Source organism: Streptosporangium oxazolinicum (assembly GCF_039537505.1).
Lineage (GTDB): Bacteria > Actinomycetota > Actinomycetes > Streptosporangiales > Streptosporangiaceae > Streptosporangium > Streptosporangium oxazolinicum.
This window is the reverse complement of sequence record NZ_BAABAQ010000009.1, coordinates 210,638-228,900: the sequence shown is the minus strand read 5'-3', so window position 1 is coordinate 228,900 and position 18,263 is coordinate 210,638. Positions and strand designations below refer to the sequence as shown.

The following is an 18,263-nucleotide window of genomic DNA, read 5'->3' as shown; positions in this document are numbered from 1 at the left end:
GCACGGAGCTCAGAAGCCGACCGTGATCCGCACAGGGCCCGGGAGCCGCCCGTGATCCCCGCGAAGCCCAGAAGCCGACCGTGATTCCCGCGGAGCTCAGGAGCCGCCCATGATCCCCACGGAGATGGACGCCTGGGTCGTCACCCGTCCCGGGCCGATCGCCTCGCGCCCCCTGCGGCCGGTCCGCGTCCCGGTTCCCTCCCCCGGGCCCGGTGAGGTGCTGGTCCGCGTCGAGGCCTGCGCGGTCTGCCGTACCGACCTGCACCTCGCCGAGGGCGATCTCCGGCCGCGACGCCCGAGGACCACGCCCGGCCACGAGGCGGTGGGCCGGGTGGTGGCCGCCGGTCCCGGCGCCGGGCGGCTGGCGCCGGGCACCCGGGTGGGCGCGGCCTGGCTCCGCTCGACCTGCGGGCACTGCCGCTACTGCCTGCGCGGCGCGGAGAACCTCTGCCCCGACTCGACCTACACCGGCTGGGACGCCGACGGCGGCTACGCCGAATACCTGACCGTTCCCGAGGACTTCGCCTACCCGCTCCCCGGCGACACCCCGGCGGAGAAGCTGGCGCCGCTGCTGTGCGCGGGGATCATCGGCTACCGGGCCCTGCTCCGCGGCGACCTGCCGCCCGGCGGGCGCCTGGGCATCTACGGCTTCGGCGCCTCGGCGCACCTGACCGCGCAGATCGCCATCGCCCAGGGCGCGACCGTGCACGTGCTGACCCGCTCGGCCAGGGCCAGGGAACTGGCCCTGGACCTGGGCGCGGCCTCGGCGGGCGACGCCGCGGACGCCCCGCCGGAACCGCTGGACTCGGCGATCCTGTTCGCCCCGGTGGGCGAGCTGGTGCCGGTCGCGCTGGCCGCCCTGGACCGGGGCGGCACCCTGGCGGTGGCGGGCATCCATCTCAGCGACATCCCGGCCCTGACCTACCAGCGCCACCTGTTCCAGGAACGCACGCTGCGCAGCGTCACCGCCAACACCCGCGCCGACGGCCACGCCTACCTGGAACTGGCCGCACTCCACCCACCCCGGGTGACGACGGTGCCCTACCCCCTGGCCGAGGCCGACCGGGCCCTCGCTGACCTGGCGGCGGACCGCGTCGAGGGCGCCGCCGTCCTGACGCTCCCCTCATCCTGACCCGGACGCCGCACCCAGCCACCGCCTTGACGCTCCCCCTCCCCTGACCCGGACGCCGCGCCCACCGGCGCTTCGCGCGACGAGGCCGCGAGGGGCGGGTTCAGCTCAGGAGCCCGGCTTCGCGGGCGTCATGGCGCAGCCGGTCGCGGTGGTCCGGGTGGGCGACGCGGATGAGCGCCTCCGCCCGCTCCCGGAACGTCCTTCCCCGCAGTTCCGCGACGCCGTACTCGGTGACGATGTTGTCGACCGTGTTCTTGAGCGTGGTCACCACACTGCCCGGGGTCAGCCGCAGGTTGACGCGGCTGGTCCCGTCGTGCGTCGTGGAGTGCAGGACGAGAAACCCCTGCCCTCCCTCGGAGTACATCGCGCCGCGTGCGAAGTCGGTCTGGCCACCGGAGCCCGACCAGTAGCGTCCGGCGATGGTCTCGCTGGCGGCCTGGCCCATCAGATCGACCTCGCTGGTCGCGTTGATCGACACGACCCCCGGCTCGCGTGCGACGACGCGCGGGTTGTTCACCCAGGCGGCGGGCGCCATCGCGACCGCGCCGTTGTGGTCGAGCCAGTCGTACAACCGCCGGGTGCCGACGCAGAAGGTGGCCACGTGCTTGTGGCGCATCTGGCGTTTGCGCGCGCCGGTGACGACACCGCCGAGGACCAGCTCCATGATCCCGTCGGAGAGCGCCTCGGTGTGCACGCCGAGGTCGCGGTGGCCGGAGAGGGAGGACAGCAGCGCGTCCGGGATGCGTCCGACCCCGACCTGGAGGCAGGCCCCGTCGGGGACGCGCCCGGCGATGTGTCCGGCGATCGCCAGATCCCGATCTCCCGGCTCGCTCGGGAACACCTCGGGAAGGGGCTCCCGCGACCGGCACCAGCCGACGGCCTCGTTCAGGGGCAGCTGGTTCTCCCCCGCCGTGTGGGGCACGTTGGGGTTGACCTCGACGAAGAAGGGAACGTCGCCGATGAAGGAGGCGGTGTAGTCGGCGCTGGTGCCCAGGCTGACGTAACCGTGCCGGTCGGGCGGGCTGACGGCGGCCAGCACGATGCTGCACCTGGTCGTCGCCCGCATCACCGCCGCGGCCTCGCTGAAGTGGACGGGCACCAGGTCGCATTGGCCCGCCCAGTACGCCTCACGAGAGCCGGGGCCGAGGAAGTAGTCGACGTGACGCAGGTGGTCGCCGAACTCGCCGCGGATGTAGGCGCGTTCCCGGTAGGGGTCCATCCGGTGGATCCGCACGCCGTCGAGCCGGTCGGCGTTGGCCTCCAGCGTGTCGAGCAGCGTGACGGGCTCTCCGGCTCCGATCGGGACGATCACGTCCGCGCCGGGCGGGATGTGGCCGAGCACGTCCTCAGGGGCGTTCATCGCTCTCCTTCCCGGCGAGGATGCGACGGGCCAGTTCCAGGCGAGGCTTGTCGATCATCTGGCCGTCCACGCGGACGGCCGCGCCACCGGAGTCGTCGGCCGCGCCGACGACCCGACGCGCCCAGGCCAGTTCGGCCTCGGTCGGTGAGAACGCCTGGTTGACGGCCGGTACCTGACGTGGGTGCAGGCAGAGCTTGCCGGTGAAACCGAGCCTTCGGGCACGCAGGGCGTCGGCGGCCGTACGGGAGGGGTCGTCGAGGTCGGTGGTCGGCCCGTCGACAGGGCCGTCGAGGCCGTGCGCCCGGGAGACCACGACCAGGCGGGAGCGGGCGTACAGCAGGTCCTCGTCGGTGACACCGGTGTCGAGGGCGAAGTCGACGGTGCCGAACGCCAGCCGTACGACGCTCGGATGGGCGGCGACGGCCGCCGCGTTCTCGACCCCCGCGGCCGTCTCGACCAGCGCCACCACCCGGACGGAGCCGGGCATACCCTCCGGTTCCTCGCTCTTGGGCAGCATCACCCCGAGCAGCCCCGGCAGGCCGGCGAGGGCCTCCATGTCGGCGTCGTGCCAGGCGGTGCCCACACCGTTGATCCGCACGTACGCCCGGTGGCCGGTCAGCCAGGCCACCACGGCGTCGCGGGCGGCGGGCTTGTCGTCGGGGGCGACCGCGTCTTCGAGATCGAGGACGGCGGCGTCCGCGATCACCGCCTTGGCGAACCTGTCCGGCCGGTCGCCGGGGGTGAACAGCCAGGAGCGCGGGCTCACGGACGGTCCAGGGCTCGCTCGGCACGGGCGTCCCAGACCGGCTCGACGGCGGTGACGTCCGGGCCGTTCCCACGCCGGTAGATCATCATGGTCCGCTCGAAGATGATGACGATCTCGCCGCGTTCGTTGAAGCCGACGGTGCGGACGGAGACGATCCCGACGTCGGGCCGCGACGCGGACTCCCTGGCCCCGAGGACCTCGGACTGGGAGTAGATCGTGTCCCCCTCGAACACCGGGTGCGGCAGCCGCACCTTGTCCCAGCCGAGGTTCGCCATGACGTGCTGGGAGACGTCGGTGACGCTCTGGCCGGTGACCAGGGCGAGGGTGAACGTCGAGTCGACCAGGCGGCGCCCGAACTCCGTCTGCGACGCGTAGTGGGCGTCGAAGTGGACCGGCATCGTGTTCTGTGTCAGCAGGGTCAGCCACACGTTGTCCGAGGCGGTCACGGTGCGGCCGAGCGGATGCCGGTAGACGTCGCCGACCACGAAGTCCTCGAAGTAGCGGCCATGCCATGACATCTGTCGCGAACCGGCCCTGGCTGGCCGATCATTCATGTCAGTTCTCCCGGGACGCGGTGGAGCACGCCTCGCGCTCGTGATATTCGCATCCAAACGTGCTCACCCCGGGCCGGGTGGCGCGCAGGGCGGAGAGATTGCAGTGACTTCACGTAATCGTTGGAGCTTTTTCACTACGCGTCGCCGTATGGAGAGGCGTGCCCGCACGGGACGCGCCGGTCCCCGGTACGGCGCCCGCTGAGATCGAAGGAGCCTCATATCTCCTTGAGGACGCGGTGCAGGAGAGCCGTCGTCGCGGCCGGTTGTTCGGCCTCGATGCCCAGGCGGTTCATGACGTGCCAGTAGCGCTCGACGTCGGCGAGCTTGTCCAGGTAGAGGGCGCCGGTGAGCTGTTCGAGGTAGACCACGTCGGGCAGCTCCCCCTCGGGGAAGCGGAGGATGGTGGCGGAGCCCGTCGCCGCGGCGGCCGCTCCGGCGCTGAACGGCATGATCTGGAGGGTGACGTGGCCGAGTTCGGCGACCTCCGCGAGGTGCCGGATCTGGTCGCGCAGCACCTTGAGACCTCCGATGGGGCGATGCAGCACCGCCTCGTCGATGACGAACCAGAGCGTGGCGGGCTCCCGCCCGGTGAGGAGTCTCCGGCGCTCCATCCGCAGGGCGACGCGGCGCTCGATCTCGAACTCGGGGGCACCCGCGCAGGCGGGGCGGATGAGGGCTCGGGCGTAGTCCTCGGTCTGCAGCAGCTCGGGGACGAACTGGACCTCGTAACCTCGGATGAGAGAGGCGGCCTGCTCCAGCCCGAGGTAGGCGTCGAACCAGGAGGGGACCACGTCGGCGTAGGCGTGCCACCAGCCGGGCCTGTTGGCCTGCGCGGCCAGGGCGAGCAGCGGGGCGCGCTCGTCGTCGTCGACGACCCCGTAGAGGGTGAGCAGGTCGGCCACGTCGCGCTGCTTGAAGCCGGTGCGCCCCAGCTCCAGACGGCTGATCTTGGAGTGCGACGCGCGGATCGCCTCTCCCGCCTCCTCGCGCGTGATGTGGCCGTTCTCGCGCAGCCGCCGGAGCTGCGCCCCCACCAGCATGCGGATCACGGTGGGCCCGGCCTGCCGGTGATCCGGATTCTGACCGTCGACGTGCTCGCTCATCGCCCGAACAATGCGCAAGTTCGCTCCCTTTAACCGCTTAACCGCGGCTGGCCGGCCTGTGAGTATTCAAGCTTTTCACGTCCGGGCCGTTCCCCGCAGTGAGACACGGACTCCATACGGTGAATCACCGCTGTCCTCGCGGAACGGCGGCTTCGTGAAAGCCCGGACGAGAACGTCGCCGGACCTCATGCCGCACCGCGCACCGGGCCGCGCGTCCATCCCCCCGTCACCCCGGCGCTGAGCGAGTCGCCACCGGGCTCTCACGAGGGGTGACGCCGGGCGGGCGCACCGGAAACCGTTCGCGACATTTCGGAGAAGTTCTCATCTCTTCTCCTGACTTCTCCACTTTACGATGCCGAATACTCATAATTAGTGATCTCATATGGACTCCTCGGAGAGGAAGCCAGACCATGCCCGATATCGGCCCCGTACGGGCGGGGGATCCCGAACGCGTGGACGAGTACCAGATCGTGGGACGGCTGGGAGAGGACGTCTACCTCGCCACGGCCCCCTCGGGGGACCGGGTCGTCGTGCGCCTGCTCCCCTCGGACGTGAGTCCCGAGCGGTTCCGGGAGGCGATGGAACCGCTGCGGGAGATACCCGCCTTCTGCACGGCCCAGGTGCTGGACAGCGGACTGGACGGCGGAGTTGACGGCGACAGGCCGTACATCGTGAGCGAGTACGTCGACGGCCCCACGCTGGAGGAGGCGGTGGCCTCCGAGGGCGTCCTGAGGGCGGCCGCGCTGCACCGGCTCGCCGTCGGGACGATGACCGCCCTGGTCGCCCTGCACCAGGCGGGTACGGTCCACGGCGACCTGCGTCCCGGCGCCGTGGTGTTCGGCCCCGACGGGCCACGGGTGATCGACCTCGGCATGGCGCGAGCGCTGGAGGCGACCGCGTCCAGCACGACCCGCAAGGTCGACGTGCCCGCCTACAGTTCGCCGGAGAGGCTCATGGGCACCTCCCCCGGGCCCGAGGGAGACCTGTTCTCGTGGGGGGCGACGATGGTCTTCGCCGCCTCGGGCCGCTCCCCCTTCGAGGCGGAGACGATGTCGGGCACGGTCAACCGCATCGTCAACGACGAGCCCGACCTCGGCGCGCTCCCCGGCGACCTGCGCGGGCTGGTCGCGGCCTGCCTCGCCAAGGACCCCGCGCCGCGGCCGACCGCGAGCGATGTCCTGCTCCGCCTGGTCGGGGGGTTCCTCACCTCCGACCAGGTGCCCGCCGATGTGCCCGCGCCCGGTGCCCCCTCCACCCGGCCGCTGCGGCGTGCCCGCCCCGCGCTGCTGGTCGCGGGCGCGCTCGCCGTCGCCCTCGTCTCCGGTGGCGTGGTCTACCTGGCGGTGTCGGGCGACCCCGCGCCCGTGTCCGCCCCGCGCCCGGCCCAGAGCACCGCGCGGGGCGCGCTCGCCCCGGCCTTCACCCCTCAGCCCCAGCTCAGCCCGAACGTCACCGAGGCGCCCTGGGAGTCGGTGGAGAAGACCACCAAGGACGTCGAACTGCCGGGGACGGGCATCACCCTGCACGAGAGCCCGAAGGACCCGGTCAAGCTGGGTGGATACCTGAACGTCAAGCCGCCCTTCGCCGCGTTCGCCAGGGAGAGGGGAAAGGAGACCTTCAGGCAGGTGGCCAGCGCCCTGCAGCCGGTGCTGTCACCGGGGGGCGACCTGGTGGCGCTCAACCCGTTCGGGAAGTTCACCGAGTCGTCCTTCGACTACCTGAGGATCCACGACCTGAGGAACGGCTCCCAGTTCAACGTGCCGACCGTCGAGCGCCCGCTGGAGGGACACAGCCCCGTGTGGTCGAAGGACGGCTCCAAGGTCCTGCTGTCGGTACGGAATCCGGACAAGGAGCGGTCCGACGGGTTCGTGGTGGTGGACGTGGCGGCGCGCAGGGCCACCTACGTGCGTACCGAGTCCGTCGGCGCCGACACGTTTCCCGCCACGTTCGCGCCGGACGGCTCGGTCGCGCGGGGATACTACGACGGCGAGAACTACGGGCTCGACTTCTACGGCCCGAACGGGCAGGCCATCCGGACGATGCACTGGGTCGGCCAGCCGCGCAACGTCGGCTGGTTCTCCCCCTCAGGCGCGCTCTTCGCGACGGTGTGCCCCAAGGGGAACAGCATGTGCGTGTGGGACACGCTGAGCGGCAACCGGCGCTACACGGTCAAGGTCAGCGAGAAGTCCCGTTTCGTGGGCTGGTTCAACAACAATCACCTGCTCATCCAGAACCCCGTCAAGAAGGGGTCCAAGATCGAGGTGGTCGACCTGTACGGCGCGTCCATCCGGGTGCTCGCCGACCTCAAGAAGGGCGACACGGCCTTCCTGAGCTTCACCTCGGCGGCCGGATGACCAGGGTCCTGCCCCCGGCTCCCGGCGATCCCGGCCGGATCGGGCCGCACCGGGTCACCGGCAGGATCGGCCGGGGCGGGCAGGGGACGGTGTACCTGGCGGAGTCCCCCGCCGGGGCGCGGGTCGCGGTCAAGGTGCTCGGCGGGGGCGGCGGCGAGCAGACCCTGGCGCGCTTCCACCGCGAGATCGAGCTGGCCCGCCGGGTGGAGGCCTTCTGCACCGCGCAGGTGCTGGAACACGGCGAGACCGACGGCATGCCGTACATCGTCAGCGAGTACGTCGACGGGCCCAGCCTCGCCCAGGTGATCGACGAGCGGGGGCCGCTGCGCGGGGCGGAGCTGCGCAGGCTCGCGGTCGGGACCGTCACCGCGCTGGCCGCCATCCACCGGGCGGGCGTCGTGCACCGCGACTTCAAGCCCGCGAACGTGCTGCTCGCCCGCGACGGCCCCCGGGTGATCGACTTCGGCATCTCCCGCGCGCTGGACGCCACCTCGACGGCCTCCGACCAGCTGGTCGGCACCCCTCCGTACATGGCGCCCGAGCAGTTCGACGGGCGCGAGGCGGGGCCGTCGGCCGACCTGTTCGCGTGGGCGTCGACGGTGGTGTGCGCGGCGACGGGGGAACCGCCCTTCGGGACCGGCCCGGTGCCCGCGGTGATCCACCGGATCCTGAACGCCGAGCCCGTACTCGGTTCCCTGGACGACGAACTGCGCGAGCTGGTGGGCGAGTGCCTGGACAAGGACCCTCGGGCGCGTCCGGCGGCCATGCCGGTGCTGTTGCGGCTGCTGGGCCATCCGGCGGAACGGCCGTCGTACGGGACGGGTCACGAGGTGCTCGGCGAGGGCCGCAAGCGGGCCGCTCCCCCACCGGCACGTCGCCGCGCCTCGCGCCCGGTGATCGCCGCCCTCGCCGCGCTGGCGCTCGCGGCGGCCTCCGGCGTCGCGGTCCTCGCGGTCCGGGCGGCGGGGACGGAGGAGCCCGCGAAGGTGGTCGCGGGTGAGGAGGGCACCCCCTCCCCGCTCGCGAGACCGGCGATCGGGACGATGCCCGCCACCTCGACGACCGACCTGCGGATCCCGGGAACGAAGATCACCCTGCGGGAGAACCCCGCGGACCCGGAGCGGGTCACCACCTACCGGGACTCGCGGAAGAAGGCCGGTGGCGCCCCCGTCTACCTCCGGCGGGGCGACAGCGCGGAGTTCAGGTTCCTGGGGACGCTCATGACCGCCGTGGCCGCCCCGGGAGGAGCGCGCGTCGCCGCCAACCCCGACAACAAGTTCGAGCTGGGGGCGTTCGACCTGATCCGGCTGGTGGATCCGGCGGGAGGGCCGGAGACCCAGATCAGGACCGTCGACACCCCGCTGACGACCTTCAATCCCCACTGGGACCGGAACGGGACGAGGATCCTGCTCACGATCTACGAGGGATTCGGGGAGGAGCAGCGCTCCCGGGGCTTCGTGATCGTGGACGTGGCCTCGCGCACGGCCCGCGTCTTCCGGGTGCCGGACGACGACCACCGCTCCGACTACGTCTGGGGCGCCGACTCGGCCTCGGTCCTCCACTCCGGGCCGGACGGGTCGGTCCGCTTCTACCGTCTGGACGGCACACCGCTGCGGACGGTCCCGAAGGTCGGCGCGCTGGTGCTGGACGACGTCAGGACCACCTCGCTCGGCACGGTCTTCACCACCCGCTGCCAGGAGCGGCCCGACGACGTCTGCCTGTGGGACGCCGCCACGGCGACGCGCAGGGCCGTCGTCCCGATCGGGAAGGGAACGACCTTCAACGGCTGGCTGGGCGACCGCCACTTCCTCGGCACCGTGACCGAGGGCAGGACGACGAAGGTCGTCATGCTGGACCTGCGCGGAGAGGTCGTGCGCGTCCTCGCGGACGGTCCCGCCACGGAGCTGGAGAAGATCAGCCTCTACTACACGCTCAGGTGACGGGCTCCGCCGTCGTCCGGCCGCTCCTCGCCTCGTGGACCTCGCGCAGCAGCGCGGTCGCCGCCGCGCTCGTCGGGTCGCCCGTCACCGTGACGATCTCCCAGGACGGCACGGCCCCGGCGAGCCCGACGAAGCGCACCCGGTCGGTCTTGACCGCGAAGGACTGCGGCACGAGGGCCACGCCGAGCCCGAAGGTGACCAGGTCGAGCAGCGAGGGCACGTCGTTCACCTCCAGCGAGACGTGGCGTTCGACGTCCGCGGCGGCGAACACGTCGTCGACCAGGTCCCGGGTGCCCCAATCCGGTTGGAAGTCCACGAACCGCTCCGCCCGCAGCTCCGGCAGCTCGACCTTCTCCCTGGCCGCGAGCGGGTGATCGTGCGCGCAGGCGAGCACGATCGGCTCGTCGGCGAGCGGCCCGACCACGACGTCGTCGGGGCACCGGGACGGGCGGGAGACGAACGCCAGGTCCAGCCGTCCCGCCCGCACCTGCTCGATCAGCTCGCCGGATCCCCCCTGGCGAAGCCGGATCTCCAGGCCGGGGTACGCGGCCAGGAAGCGGGCGAGCACGGCCGGAAGGTGCACCGCGGGCAGGCACTGCAGCGTGCCGATGGCGAGGCTGCCGCGCAGCAGGCCCCGTACCGCCGCGACGGCGTCCCTGGCCGCTTCGGTCGCCGACAGCGCCCGCCGCGCCTCGGCCAGCAGCGCCCTCCCGGCGGGGGTGAGCTCGACCTGCCGGGTGCTGCGCAGGAACAGCGAGGCGCCCAGCTCGCGCTCCAGCGAGCGGATCGAGGCCGACAGGCCGGACTGGGCCACGCGCAGCCGGTTCGCCGCCCGCGTGAAGTGGCACTCCTCGGCGACGGCGACGAAGTACTCCAGCTGCCGTAACTCCATGATTCATCACCCGGGCCGCTTAAAGAGATCAGTTTCTTCTATTGGACAGCTTAATCGGGGCAGGAGAGGGTGGAGGTGTACTAACCGATCTCCGAGGAGGAACTCCCATGCAGACTCGCCGTATCGGCGACGTCCAGGTCAGTGCGATCGGTCTCGGCGGAATGCCGATGTCGATCGAGGGGCGCCCCGACGAGCAACGTTCGGTCTCGACGATCCACGCCGCGCTGGAGGCGGGCGTGACGCTGATCGACACCGCGGACGCCTACCACCTGGGCGCGGACGAGGTCGGCCACAACGAGTCCCTGATCGCCCGCGCGGTGGCCTCCTACGGCGGCGACACGTCCGACGTGCTGATCGCCACGAAGGGCGGTCACGTGCGCCCCGGCGACGGCTCGTGGACGCTGGACGGCTCGCCGGAGCACCTGAAGAGGGCCTGCGACGCGTCGCTCGAACGCCTCGGCGTCGAGGCCATCGGGCTCTACCAGTTCCACCGGCCGGACCCGAGGGTTCCGTACGCGGACTCCGTCGGGGCGATCCGCGACCTGCTGGACGCGGGCAAGATCCGCTTCGCGGGCGTCTCGAACGCCGACCCGGACCAGATCCGGCTGGCCAACGAGATCCTCGGCGGGCGGCTGGTGAGCGTGCAGAACCAGTTCTCGCCGTCGTTCCGCTCCAGCGAGCCCGAGCTGGAGCTGTGCGCGGAGCTGGACATCGCGTTCCTGCCGTGGAGCCCGCTGGGCGGAATCTCTCAGGCCGGTGAACTGGGCTCGCGGTTCGCCGCGTTCACGGACGTCGCGAAGGCGCACGGGGTGAGCCCGCAGCGGGTGTGCCTGGCGTGGATGCTCGCCAAGGCGCCGGTGGTGATCCCGATCCCGGGCTCCTCGCGTCCCGAGACCATCCGCGACTCGGTCGGCGCGGTCGACGTGAAGCTGTCGGCCGAGGAGCTGGCCCGCCTCGACGCGGCCTGACCCCGAGCGGCCCGGCAGGGCGCTCCGGCCGTACCGGCACCGAGCGGTGCCGGTACGGCCGGAGCGCGAGGGGTGGCTAGGAGGAGTAGACCTCGAACGAGGAGAGCTGCCCGGCGGGCCAGCCGGTGTTGCCGGTGATGTTCAGCCGCACGTACCTCCTCGTCGTCGGCGGGACGGTGACGGTCACGGTGTTGCCGGTGGCCGGGTTGAAGGTGAGGCCCCGCGACGACACGAGGGTGTCGAAGGCGGTGCCGTTGGACGAGCCGAGCACCGACAGCGTCTGGGTGCGCGTGCCCCAGGCGCTGGACGGCGGCAGCTTCAGCACCAGGCGCCCGACGGTGGTCTGCGCGCAGAGGTCGACGGTGATCGACTGGGGGAAGGCGTGGTTGGCGCTCTCCCAGTAGGTGTTCGCGTTGCCGTCGACGGTGTTGGCCGCCGTGTAGTTCTGCGTGGTGCTGCTCGCGGTGACCGACTTGCCGCGGGCCAGGTCACCGGTGCCGGGAGAGCAGCCGGGCGGGGGCCCGGTCGTCGCGGTCACCGTGCCGGAGGGCGGCGAGGTGTTCTGCGCGGCGTCCCTGGCGACCACGTAGAAGCCGTAGGACGTCGAGGGCGTGAGACCGGTGACGGTGAACGAGGTACCGGTGGTGCCGCCCACCCTGACGTCAGTGGCGCCCGCCTCGCGGTAGACGTCGTAGCCGGTCACCCCGACGTTGTCGGTGGCCGCGGTCCAGCTCACCGTGATGCTCGTGCTGGACGCCGGGACGGCGCGCGCGGCGCCCGGCGCGGTGGGAGGCTGGGTGTCCCGCGTGCCACCGGCCCTGCGGGTCTCGAACTCCGTCGCCCAGTACTTCGTCCGGTCCAGGTACGCGGTCTCCGCGGCGGCCCCCGTCTTGCCGTACGCGCCCTCGAACGTCTGGTAACCGAACCCGGCGGGCGGGGTGGAGTCGGCGGGCTCGATGGAGCTGCCCTCGTGCCACTCGTTGAACGAGGTGATGGAGACCCAGGTCGGCAGGCCGCCCTTGGCCGGGTCGAGGGCGTTGGACCACTCCAGGTCGTAGGTGGCGCCGTTGGCGCGGCCGAGGGTCGGGGTGGTGTTGCCGGGCACCGCGCGGTCGTCGATGTAGCCGGGGGCGACCGAGGGCGCCCAGATCAGGTTGTTCTGCTTGGCGTACGCGCTCGCGTTGGCCCAGCCGGGGGCGGTGGCCCCGGCGATCCCGTCGTAGGTGTACATGCCGGAGAAGTGCGCGATCTTCGAGGTGTCGGTGGTCTGGGCGAGCACGATGTTGCCCGCGGTGACCTGGTCGAGCACGGCCCAGTCGGTGATCCTCAGGCTCTCGAACACGTAGAACGCCGCCCGGTTGCCGTGCTCGGCGTCACGGTAGAAGGCGGGGTGGGAGCCGTAGCGGGTGTTGATGTAGCGGATGTCCTCGACGGTGGAGGCCGCCGTGCGCCCGCCGTACGGCTCCAGGTGCCAGGCGACCTTGACGCCGTACTGCGCGGCGGCGTCCATCACGCCCTGGGTGAGCCTGTCCTCGAAGCTGTCGCGGCCCCACCAGCTGTAGACGATGACGCCGACCCCGGCCTGCTTGATCCACTGCATGTGCCTGGTGACGGCGCCCGCGTAGTCGCCCGAGTCGTAGGCGCCCAGGCTGGGATACAGGTCGGCGCCCACGTCGTTGGGCGGGGTGTGGCCGCCCTGCTGCCAGTGCCGCCAGTCACCGCTCGTCTGGGGGTTGCCGTACCAGGAGTAGTAGAACAGGTGGACGTTGGAGGACTGCTCGGGGACGGCCGCGCCGCGCGCCGGGAGCGGCGCCTGGGCTCCGGCCCAGCACAGGGTGGCCAGCAGGAGCGCGAGGACGATCTGGGCGCGTCGCCCGGTATGGCGTAAGCGGCTGACAGATTGGTCGGATGTCTTCATCGGCTGACCCTTCGTCACGCGGGGCCGGATCGCCGCGGTCGGCGGGGCATACGGTCGCCGCGATCCAGCCGGGTGGGGGGCGGAGAGGCTGCCGCCGTCACCGGGGAGGTCGGTGAGCGGCGTTGTGCACACCATAGGATGGCGAACAGGTGTCCGCAATGTTTCTACTTCTTTTCGCAAAAATATGCCTACGGTATGGCTTTGTGTGATGCGTTTACCGGCAGAGATCGACAGAGAGGGCGGCGGAGCAGGTGGGCCGGGACACCGGACCTGGAACGGTCCGACGTTTCACTTTCTCGAATCTTCTCGAATCGCCACCGGGACCACGTGGGGCGGCAGGCCGTCCGGTGCCGGGAACCCGGTGGTTTTTCGCAGGTGGACGCGGAGGGATCTCGCAATGGTCCGGGCGGGACGGCGTTTGTAGCGTCGACCGGTGCCCACATCCAAGGTCATCAACGGTCCGCTCCCCCTCTCCCGGCATCTCGTGAGCCGCCTTCCGGCCACCGGCGCCGTCACGCTCGCGGCGACCCTCCTGGCGGCGGCAACGGCCCTCGCGGGGACGGGCCCGCCGCCCGTATCGGTGACCCTCGCGGGGACCGGTCCGCCGTCTGTCGCGTCGGCGGCCTTCGCGGGGACGGGTCCCGCCGCCGGGGAGATCGGTCCCGCGTCCGTCGACCGTTTCGTGAACGCCTACCGGGAGACGACCGGCCTGCCGGGGGTCGCGGTCGCCGTCACCAGGGGGGAGGAGATCGTCCACGTCTCCGGCTACGGCCACACCTCCTCCGGCGAACCCGTCACGGCGGACACCCCCATGGCGATCGCGTCGCTCAGCAAGTCCTTCACCTCCCTGGCCGTCATGCAGCTGGTGGAGAAGGGAGCGGTCAGGCTCGACGAGCCGGTGCGCGTCCGGCTCCCCGAGTTCGTGATGGCCGATCCTCGGGCGGCCCGCGTCACCGTCCGCCAGTTGCTGGACCAGACCTCGGGCATGGCCGACGAGGCCTTTCCCGAAAGGAGCCTGCCCCAGCCCGGCTCGCTCCGCGAGGCCGTCGCACGGCTGAGGGGGGCGAGGCTGGCCGCCGACCCCGGCACGCGGTGGAGCTACCACAACACCAACTTCCAGGTCGCCGCGCGACTGGTCGAGGTGGCGAGCGGCATGCCCTTCGCCGCCTACCTCGAAAAGCACGTGTTCGGCCCGCTCGGCATGCGGAACAGCACCACGATCGACACCGAGCGCGACCTCCCCGCGAGCGCGCGGGGCCATCTCCGCCTGCTCGGCGCCGCGCTCGCCCTCCCCGAGCCCCCGGGGTTCGGCAACGGCTCCGGCGGGGTGATCAGCAGCGCGAGGGACATGGCCCAGTGGATGATTATGCAGAGCGGCGAGGGGGCCGGTCCCGGCGGCGTCCGCGTCGTCTCCGCCGCGAGCGTCGCGGAGATGCGCACCCCGTCCAGGATCAACGACTCCTACGCCCTGGGCTGGTCGATCGGCATGACCGCGAAGGGCTCACCGATCGTCGAGCACGGCGGCGACCTGCACACCGCGACGGCCCAGCAGACGCTCCTGCCCCGGTCGGGGTACGGCATCGTGGTCATGGCCAACACCGGCACGGCGTACGCCGACAGCGACGCCATCGCGGACGCGCTGGTCGCCATGGCCGAGGGAGAGGAGCCCGAGCCGCCCCCCTCGGTCTCCCCGTCCCTGATCGTCGATCTCGTCATGGCGCTGGCCGCCGTCGCGACGCTCCTCCTGGCGGGCCGCGGGCTGGCCCGCTCCCGCGGGTGGGCGGCGCGGCGTGCCGGTCACCCGCTGTGGCGCGCGGTGGCGCGCCTGCTGCCGTACGTCGCGCCGGGGGTGCTGTGCCTGACGATCGCCGATGTCTTCGGGGTGCTGGCCAGGGGAAAGGACACCACCTGGAGGCATGTGGCCTACCTCTATCCGTCCTTCATGATCTGGCTCGTCCTCGCCACCGGGGCCTGCCTGGCCTTGATCCTGGTACGGGCCGGCCACCTGGTACGGACGCGCCGGGTGCCCTCGCCCGGTACCGGGTGAGGGCACCCGGTCCCCTTTGACGCGGGCACGGCCGCCCCTCTCTGACGCGGGTGCGCGACGGACGGCAGGACAAGGCTTCCGGGCTCCGGGCTCCGGGCTCCGGGCTCCGGGCTCCGGGCTCCGGGCTCCGGGCTCCGGGCTCCGGGCTCCGGGCTCCGGGCTCCGGGCTCCGGGGAAACGCGATCACAGCGTCGCTCAGCCGTCCAGGTAGCGCAGGATCGCCAGGACGCGGCGGCTGTAGCCGGGGGTGCGGGACAGCCCGAACTTGTCGAAGATCGCGTTGACGTGCTTCTCCACCGTGCTCTGCGACACGTGCAGACGCTCGGCGATCGCGGCGTTGACCAGGCCCTGGGCCAGCTGCTCCAGCACCTGGGTCTCCCGCCGGGTGAGCCTGCTCAGCGGATCGGCCCGGGTGGTACGGGCGAGCAGCCGCCTGACCACCTCCGGATCGAAGACGGCCCCGCCCGCGCGGACCCGCTCCAGGGACTCCAGGAACTCGCCCACCTCGGTCACCCGGTCCTTGAGCAGGTATCCCAGCCCTTCGGGGGTTCCGGCGAGCAACTGGGCGGCGTAGGCCGTCTCGACGTACTGCGACAGCACGAGCACGCCGACGTCCGGCCAGCGCTCCCGGATCGTCAGCGAGGCCCGCAGCCCCTCACCGGCCTGGCCCGGCGGCATGCGCACGTCCACGATCGCCACGTCGGGGCGGTGCTCGTCCACGGCCCCGAGCAGCCCCGCGGAGTCGCCCACCGCCGCCACCACCTCGTGCCCCGCCTCCTCCAGGAGGCGGACCAGGCCCTCGCGGAACAGCACGGAGTCATCGGCCAGGATCAGGCGCATGGCGGCTCCGGGCGTTCGGCCCCGCCGTGGGGCAGGGTCGCCGTGACCCTGGTCGGGCCACCGGGGGGGCTGTCCACCTCGAAGGTGCCGTCCAGCGCCAGAACCCGCCGCTCCAGCCCGGACAGGCCGCCACCGGCGGGATCCGCCCCGCCCCGGCCGTCGTCGGTGATCTCCGCGGTCACCGTGTGCCCGTCCTCGCTCAGGACCACCAGGACACCTCGGGCGCCCGCGTGTTTCGCGGCGTTGGCGATGGCCTCGCGGACCACGAAGTAGACGGCCGTCTCGATCTCGGAGACCGGGCGTTCCGCGAGGCCGTAGCGGACGGTCACCGGCACGCCCGCCCGATCCGCCACCCCGGCCAGGGCCGCGCGCAGGCCCAGCTCGTCCAGCGCGGCCGGGTAGACCCGCCAGGCCACGCTGCGCAGTTCGTCGAGGAGGCGGCGCGACTCCGCGTACGCCTGGTCCACGAGGGCGGCGACCGCCGCCGGGTCGGCGCCGTGCCGTGCCCGGCCCAGCAGCATCCCCAGGGCCACACCTCTCTGCTGGACGCCGTCGTGCAGATCGCGTTCGATGCGCCGCCGCTCGTCGTCGACGGCCCGCACGATGCCGCTGCGGGTGGCGGTCAGCTCCGCGATGCGGCGGCGCATCGCCTCCCGCTCCCCCGGACCGGCGAAGTACGTGGCCAGCCGCCGCTCCGCGGCCACCGTCGCCGCCCCCCACAGCGCGGACACGCTCAGCAGGGCCAGCCCGTAGGCGACGCCCAGCGGCCCGCTGTCGACCGTCAGGCGCACGCCGGGATATCTCAGCGGGACAAGGTACGACGCGCCGGAGAGCAGCCCCCCGATGCCGCCGGACAGGAAGAGCATGCCGACGAAGAGACCGGCGAAGGTCAGGTGGCTCGCGAACGTGCCGAACGTCGCCCGCAGCGCGAGGTAGCCGTACCCGCTCCCCACCGGCACCGCGCCGGTGTCGTGGTCGAACCACGTCGCCAGCCGGGCGCGTTCCAGCGAGACCAGCCGCGCCGTCCCCACCGCCGCGAACCGCCGGGCGGCGCGCCGTCCCGAGGGCCACGCCGACAGGATCGCGAACAGGACGCCCGCGACGCACAGGAAGCCGAACTCCGCGACGCCCGTCACGGCCCCCACGGCCAGACCGGCGCCGCGCCGGACGGCCGACACGACCGGTGCCCCGGCCCGGACGGCGGGCCGGGGCACCGGCCGCGGCATGGCGTTCGTTCTCGGCGTCATCGACATCAGATGAAATTGTATTGACCTTCCCCTACCCCTTCGAAGGACAGCGGGAAAACGGCGTCCAGCCCCGAAACCGGGCGAGGCGGCACGGAGACCACAGGAACCCCGGCCCGGGAACGCGGTGAAACGCGGCATCGGCCGTCCCCCGAAGGGAACCCTCGAGCCCGGAGCCCGCGCGGACGATCACCAGGGAATCCAATAAATACGCAAAAGCCCCGAAAGCCTGCCACAGGCACGAATTCGCGTTGACCGACCACCGGGGATTGGTCATATTTGCGCAATGATTCATCTACGTCCCCTCGCGGGAGCGATCCTCGCGTCCGTTCTGCTGACCGGATCCCTCGCCGCCCCCGCCTCCGCCTCGACCCGGGAAACCGTCGCCGTCTCCTCGACCGAGGCTGCCGCGCGACCGGGTAACGGAAAGATCCTCTACGACCGCATCAGCGGTGGGCGGGGCACGCTGAAGGTCAAGAACGGCACCAGCAGGGACTCCGTCGTCACGCTGGTCCGGGGCAGGTCCAAGGCGATCAGCATCTACGTCCGCGCCCGGTCCACCGCCTCCGTCACCGATGTCAGGGACGGCACCTACACCATCTTCTTCACCTCCGGCTCCGCCTTCAGCACCTCCCGGGGCAGGTTCACCCGCACCCCCTCCTACCAGCGCTTCACCAGCCGGCTGAGGTTCACCACGACCGCGACGAGCTCGACCATCTGGACCCTGACCCTCAACCCCGTCAGGGGTGGCAACGCCCGGACGACCGGCGTCAACCCGAACGACTTCCCTGCCTGATCCGGCCTGATCCGGCCTGATCCGGCGAGATCCGGAACCCGCTCCCCCACCCCGTACGCCCACCGTCACGGCAACGCCCGCAGCGTCGCCGGAAGATCCGCCGGGCCGCCCTCCCCAGCCGGGAAGGCGGCCCGGCGCCCGTTCGGCGACAAATTCGGCGACAAAGCAGAACAGCCGCGCCCCCCGCGAACGCCTCCGGCGGCGGAGGCTCTCCGCTCCCAGCGAAGGACGCGACGGCGAGCCAGGCGCCACAGCACACCGTCGCGGGACGTACCTTGAACTGCACGGGTTGTTGTATCTGACCAGACCTGGGGAAGGTGTGAACGCCATGGAAGCCGCCACCGTGGAA

Annotated in this window: 14 protein-coding genes; 6 read left to right on the top strand and 8 right to left on the bottom strand. The window is 72.0% G+C overall.

Annotation, left to right across the window (positions count from 1 at the left end; all coding sequences use genetic code 11):
• Positions 1-109: 109 nt before the first annotated feature.
• Entirely contained in the window at positions 110-1,132 is a 1,023-nt protein-coding gene (locus tag ABD817_RS24050; RefSeq protein WP_425583401.1) for a zinc-dependent alcohol dehydrogenase family protein, read from the top strand.
• Between the two features lie 100 nt (positions 1,133-1,232).
• Here the strand turns inward: ABD817_RS24050 and ABD817_RS24045 are convergent, their stop codons facing one another.
• From ABD817_RS24045 to ABD817_RS24030, 4 genes are all read right to left on the bottom strand, one after another.
• Positions 1,233-2,492, bottom strand: a complete 1,260-nt coding sequence (locus tag ABD817_RS24045; RefSeq protein ID WP_344920357.1) for an acetyl-CoA hydrolase/transferase family protein — start codon at positions 2,490-2,492, stop codon at positions 1,233-1,235.
• A complete protein-coding gene (locus tag ABD817_RS24040) occupies positions 2,479-3,258 on the bottom strand; it encodes an HpcH/HpaI aldolase/citrate lyase family protein (RefSeq protein ID WP_344920356.1) in 780 nt (259 codons plus the stop codon). The genes ABD817_RS24045 and ABD817_RS24040 overlap by 14 nt, the downstream gene beginning before the upstream one ends.
• The gene (locus ABD817_RS24035; RefSeq protein WP_344920355.1) at positions 3,255-3,812 is read right to left on the bottom strand and encodes a MaoC family dehydratase; all 558 of its coding nucleotides are present in this window, start codon (positions 3,810-3,812) and stop codon (positions 3,255-3,257) included. Before ABD817_RS24035 ends, ABD817_RS24040 begins: the two co-directional genes overlap by 4 nt.
• Before the next feature lie 215 nt (positions 3,813-4,027).
• The gene (locus ABD817_RS24030) at positions 4,028-4,915 is read right to left on the bottom strand and encodes a helix-turn-helix domain-containing protein (protein ID WP_344920484.1); all 888 of its coding nucleotides are present in this window, start codon (positions 4,913-4,915) and stop codon (positions 4,028-4,030) included.
• 410 nt (positions 4,916-5,325) lie between these two features.
• On the opposite strand from ABD817_RS24030, the gene ABD817_RS24025 reads away from it, so the two are divergent.
• Both ABD817_RS24025 and ABD817_RS24020 read left to right on the top strand, forming a co-directional pair.
• Positions 5,326-7,269, top strand: a complete 1,944-nt coding sequence (locus ABD817_RS24025) for a serine/threonine protein kinase (protein WP_344920354.1) — start codon at positions 5,326-5,328, stop codon at positions 7,267-7,269.
• The gene (locus ABD817_RS24020; RefSeq protein WP_344920353.1) at positions 7,266-9,209 is read left to right on the top strand and encodes a serine/threonine-protein kinase; all 1,944 of its coding nucleotides are present in this window, start codon (positions 7,266-7,268) and stop codon (positions 9,207-9,209) included. Before ABD817_RS24025 ends, ABD817_RS24020 begins: the two co-directional genes overlap by 4 nt.
• On the opposite strand, the gene ABD817_RS24015 is transcribed toward ABD817_RS24020, so the two are convergent.
• Positions 9,202-10,101, bottom strand: coding sequence for a LysR family transcriptional regulator (locus ABD817_RS24015; protein ID WP_344920352.1), 900 nt, complete (start codon positions 10,099-10,101; stop codon positions 9,202-9,204). The two genes, ABD817_RS24020 and ABD817_RS24015, sit on opposite strands and share 8 nt — an antisense overlap.
• A 107-nt stretch (positions 10,102-10,208) precedes the next feature.
• Between ABD817_RS24015 and ABD817_RS24010 the strand changes: the two genes are divergently transcribed.
• The gene (locus tag ABD817_RS24010; RefSeq protein ID WP_344920351.1) at positions 10,209-11,069 is read left to right on the top strand and encodes an aldo/keto reductase; all 861 of its coding nucleotides are present in this window, start codon (positions 10,209-10,211) and stop codon (positions 11,067-11,069) included.
• Positions 11,070-11,145: 76 nt separating this feature from the next.
• On the opposite strand, the gene ABD817_RS24005 is transcribed toward ABD817_RS24010, so the two are convergent.
• Positions 11,146-12,987, bottom strand: coding sequence for a discoidin domain-containing protein (locus ABD817_RS24005; protein WP_344920350.1), 1,842 nt, complete (start codon positions 12,985-12,987; stop codon positions 11,146-11,148).
• Between the two features lie 433 nt (positions 12,988-13,420).
• Between ABD817_RS24005 and ABD817_RS24000 the strand changes: the two genes are divergently transcribed.
• Positions 13,421-15,034, top strand: coding sequence for a serine hydrolase domain-containing protein (locus ABD817_RS24000; protein ID WP_344920349.1), 1,614 nt, complete (start codon positions 13,421-13,423; stop codon positions 15,032-15,034).
• Positions 15,035-15,229: 195 nt separating this feature from the next.
• Here ABD817_RS24000 and ABD817_RS23995 read toward each other — a convergent pair whose 3' ends face one another.
• Positions 15,230-15,874, bottom strand: coding sequence for a response regulator transcription factor (locus ABD817_RS23995; protein WP_344920348.1), 645 nt, complete (start codon positions 15,872-15,874; stop codon positions 15,230-15,232).
• Positions 15,865-17,127, bottom strand: a complete 1,263-nt coding sequence (locus ABD817_RS23990) for a sensor histidine kinase (RefSeq protein WP_344920347.1) — start codon at positions 17,125-17,127, stop codon at positions 15,865-15,867. The genes ABD817_RS23995 and ABD817_RS23990 overlap by 10 nt, the downstream gene beginning before the upstream one ends.
• 277 nt (positions 17,128-17,404) lie before the next feature.
• Here ABD817_RS23990 and ABD817_RS23985 point away from each other — a divergent pair, with 277 nt between their 5' ends.
• Positions 17,405-17,914 (top strand): hypothetical protein, encoded by a 510-nt coding sequence (locus tag ABD817_RS23985; protein WP_344920346.1) that lies wholly within the window; start codon positions 17,405-17,407, stop codon positions 17,912-17,914.
• Positions 17,915-18,263 lie beyond the last annotated feature (349 nt).

What these genes read in the sequence shown, in the direction of transcription:
- ABD817_RS24050 (WP_425583401.1), top strand. Translation starts at nt 110, where the DNA reads ATGATCCCCACGGAGATGGACGCCTGGGTCGTCACCCGTCCCGGGCCG.
- ABD817_RS24045 (WP_344920357.1), bottom strand. Translation starts at nt 2,492, where the DNA reads ATGAACGCCCCTGAGGACGTGCTCGGCCACATCCCGCCCGGCGCGGAC.
- ABD817_RS24035 (WP_344920355.1), bottom strand. Translation starts at nt 3,812, where the DNA reads ATGAATGATCGGCCAGCCAGGGCCGGTTCGCGACAGATGTCATGGCAT.
- ABD817_RS24030 (WP_344920484.1), bottom strand. Translation starts at nt 4,915, where the DNA reads ATGAGCGAGCACGTCGACGGTCAGAATCCGGATCACCGGCAGGCCGGG.
- ABD817_RS24025 (WP_344920354.1), top strand. Translation starts at nt 5,326, where the DNA reads ATGCCCGATATCGGCCCCGTACGGGCGGGGGATCCCGAACGCGTGGAC.
- ABD817_RS24020 (WP_344920353.1), top strand. Translation starts at nt 7,266, where the DNA reads ATGACCAGGGTCCTGCCCCCGGCTCCCGGCGATCCCGGCCGGATCGGG.
- ABD817_RS24015 (WP_344920352.1), bottom strand. Translation starts at nt 10,101, where the DNA reads ATGGAGTTACGGCAGCTGGAGTACTTCGTCGCCGTCGCCGAGGAGTGC.
- ABD817_RS24010 (WP_344920351.1), top strand. Translation starts at nt 10,209, where the DNA reads ATGCAGACTCGCCGTATCGGCGACGTCCAGGTCAGTGCGATCGGTCTC.
- ABD817_RS24005 (WP_344920350.1), bottom strand. Translation starts at nt 12,987, where the DNA reads ATGAAGACATCCGACCAATCTGTCAGCCGCTTACGCCATACCGGGCGA.
- ABD817_RS23995 (WP_344920348.1), bottom strand. Translation starts at nt 15,874, where the DNA reads ATGCGCCTGATCCTGGCCGATGACTCCGTGCTGTTCCGCGAGGGCCTG.
- ABD817_RS23990 (WP_344920347.1), bottom strand. Translation starts at nt 17,127, where the DNA reads ATGTCGATGACGCCGAGAACGAACGCCATGCCGCGGCCGGTGCCCCGG.
- ABD817_RS23985 (WP_344920346.1), top strand. Translation starts at nt 17,405, where the DNA reads ATGATTCATCTACGTCCCCTCGCGGGAGCGATCCTCGCGTCCGTTCTG.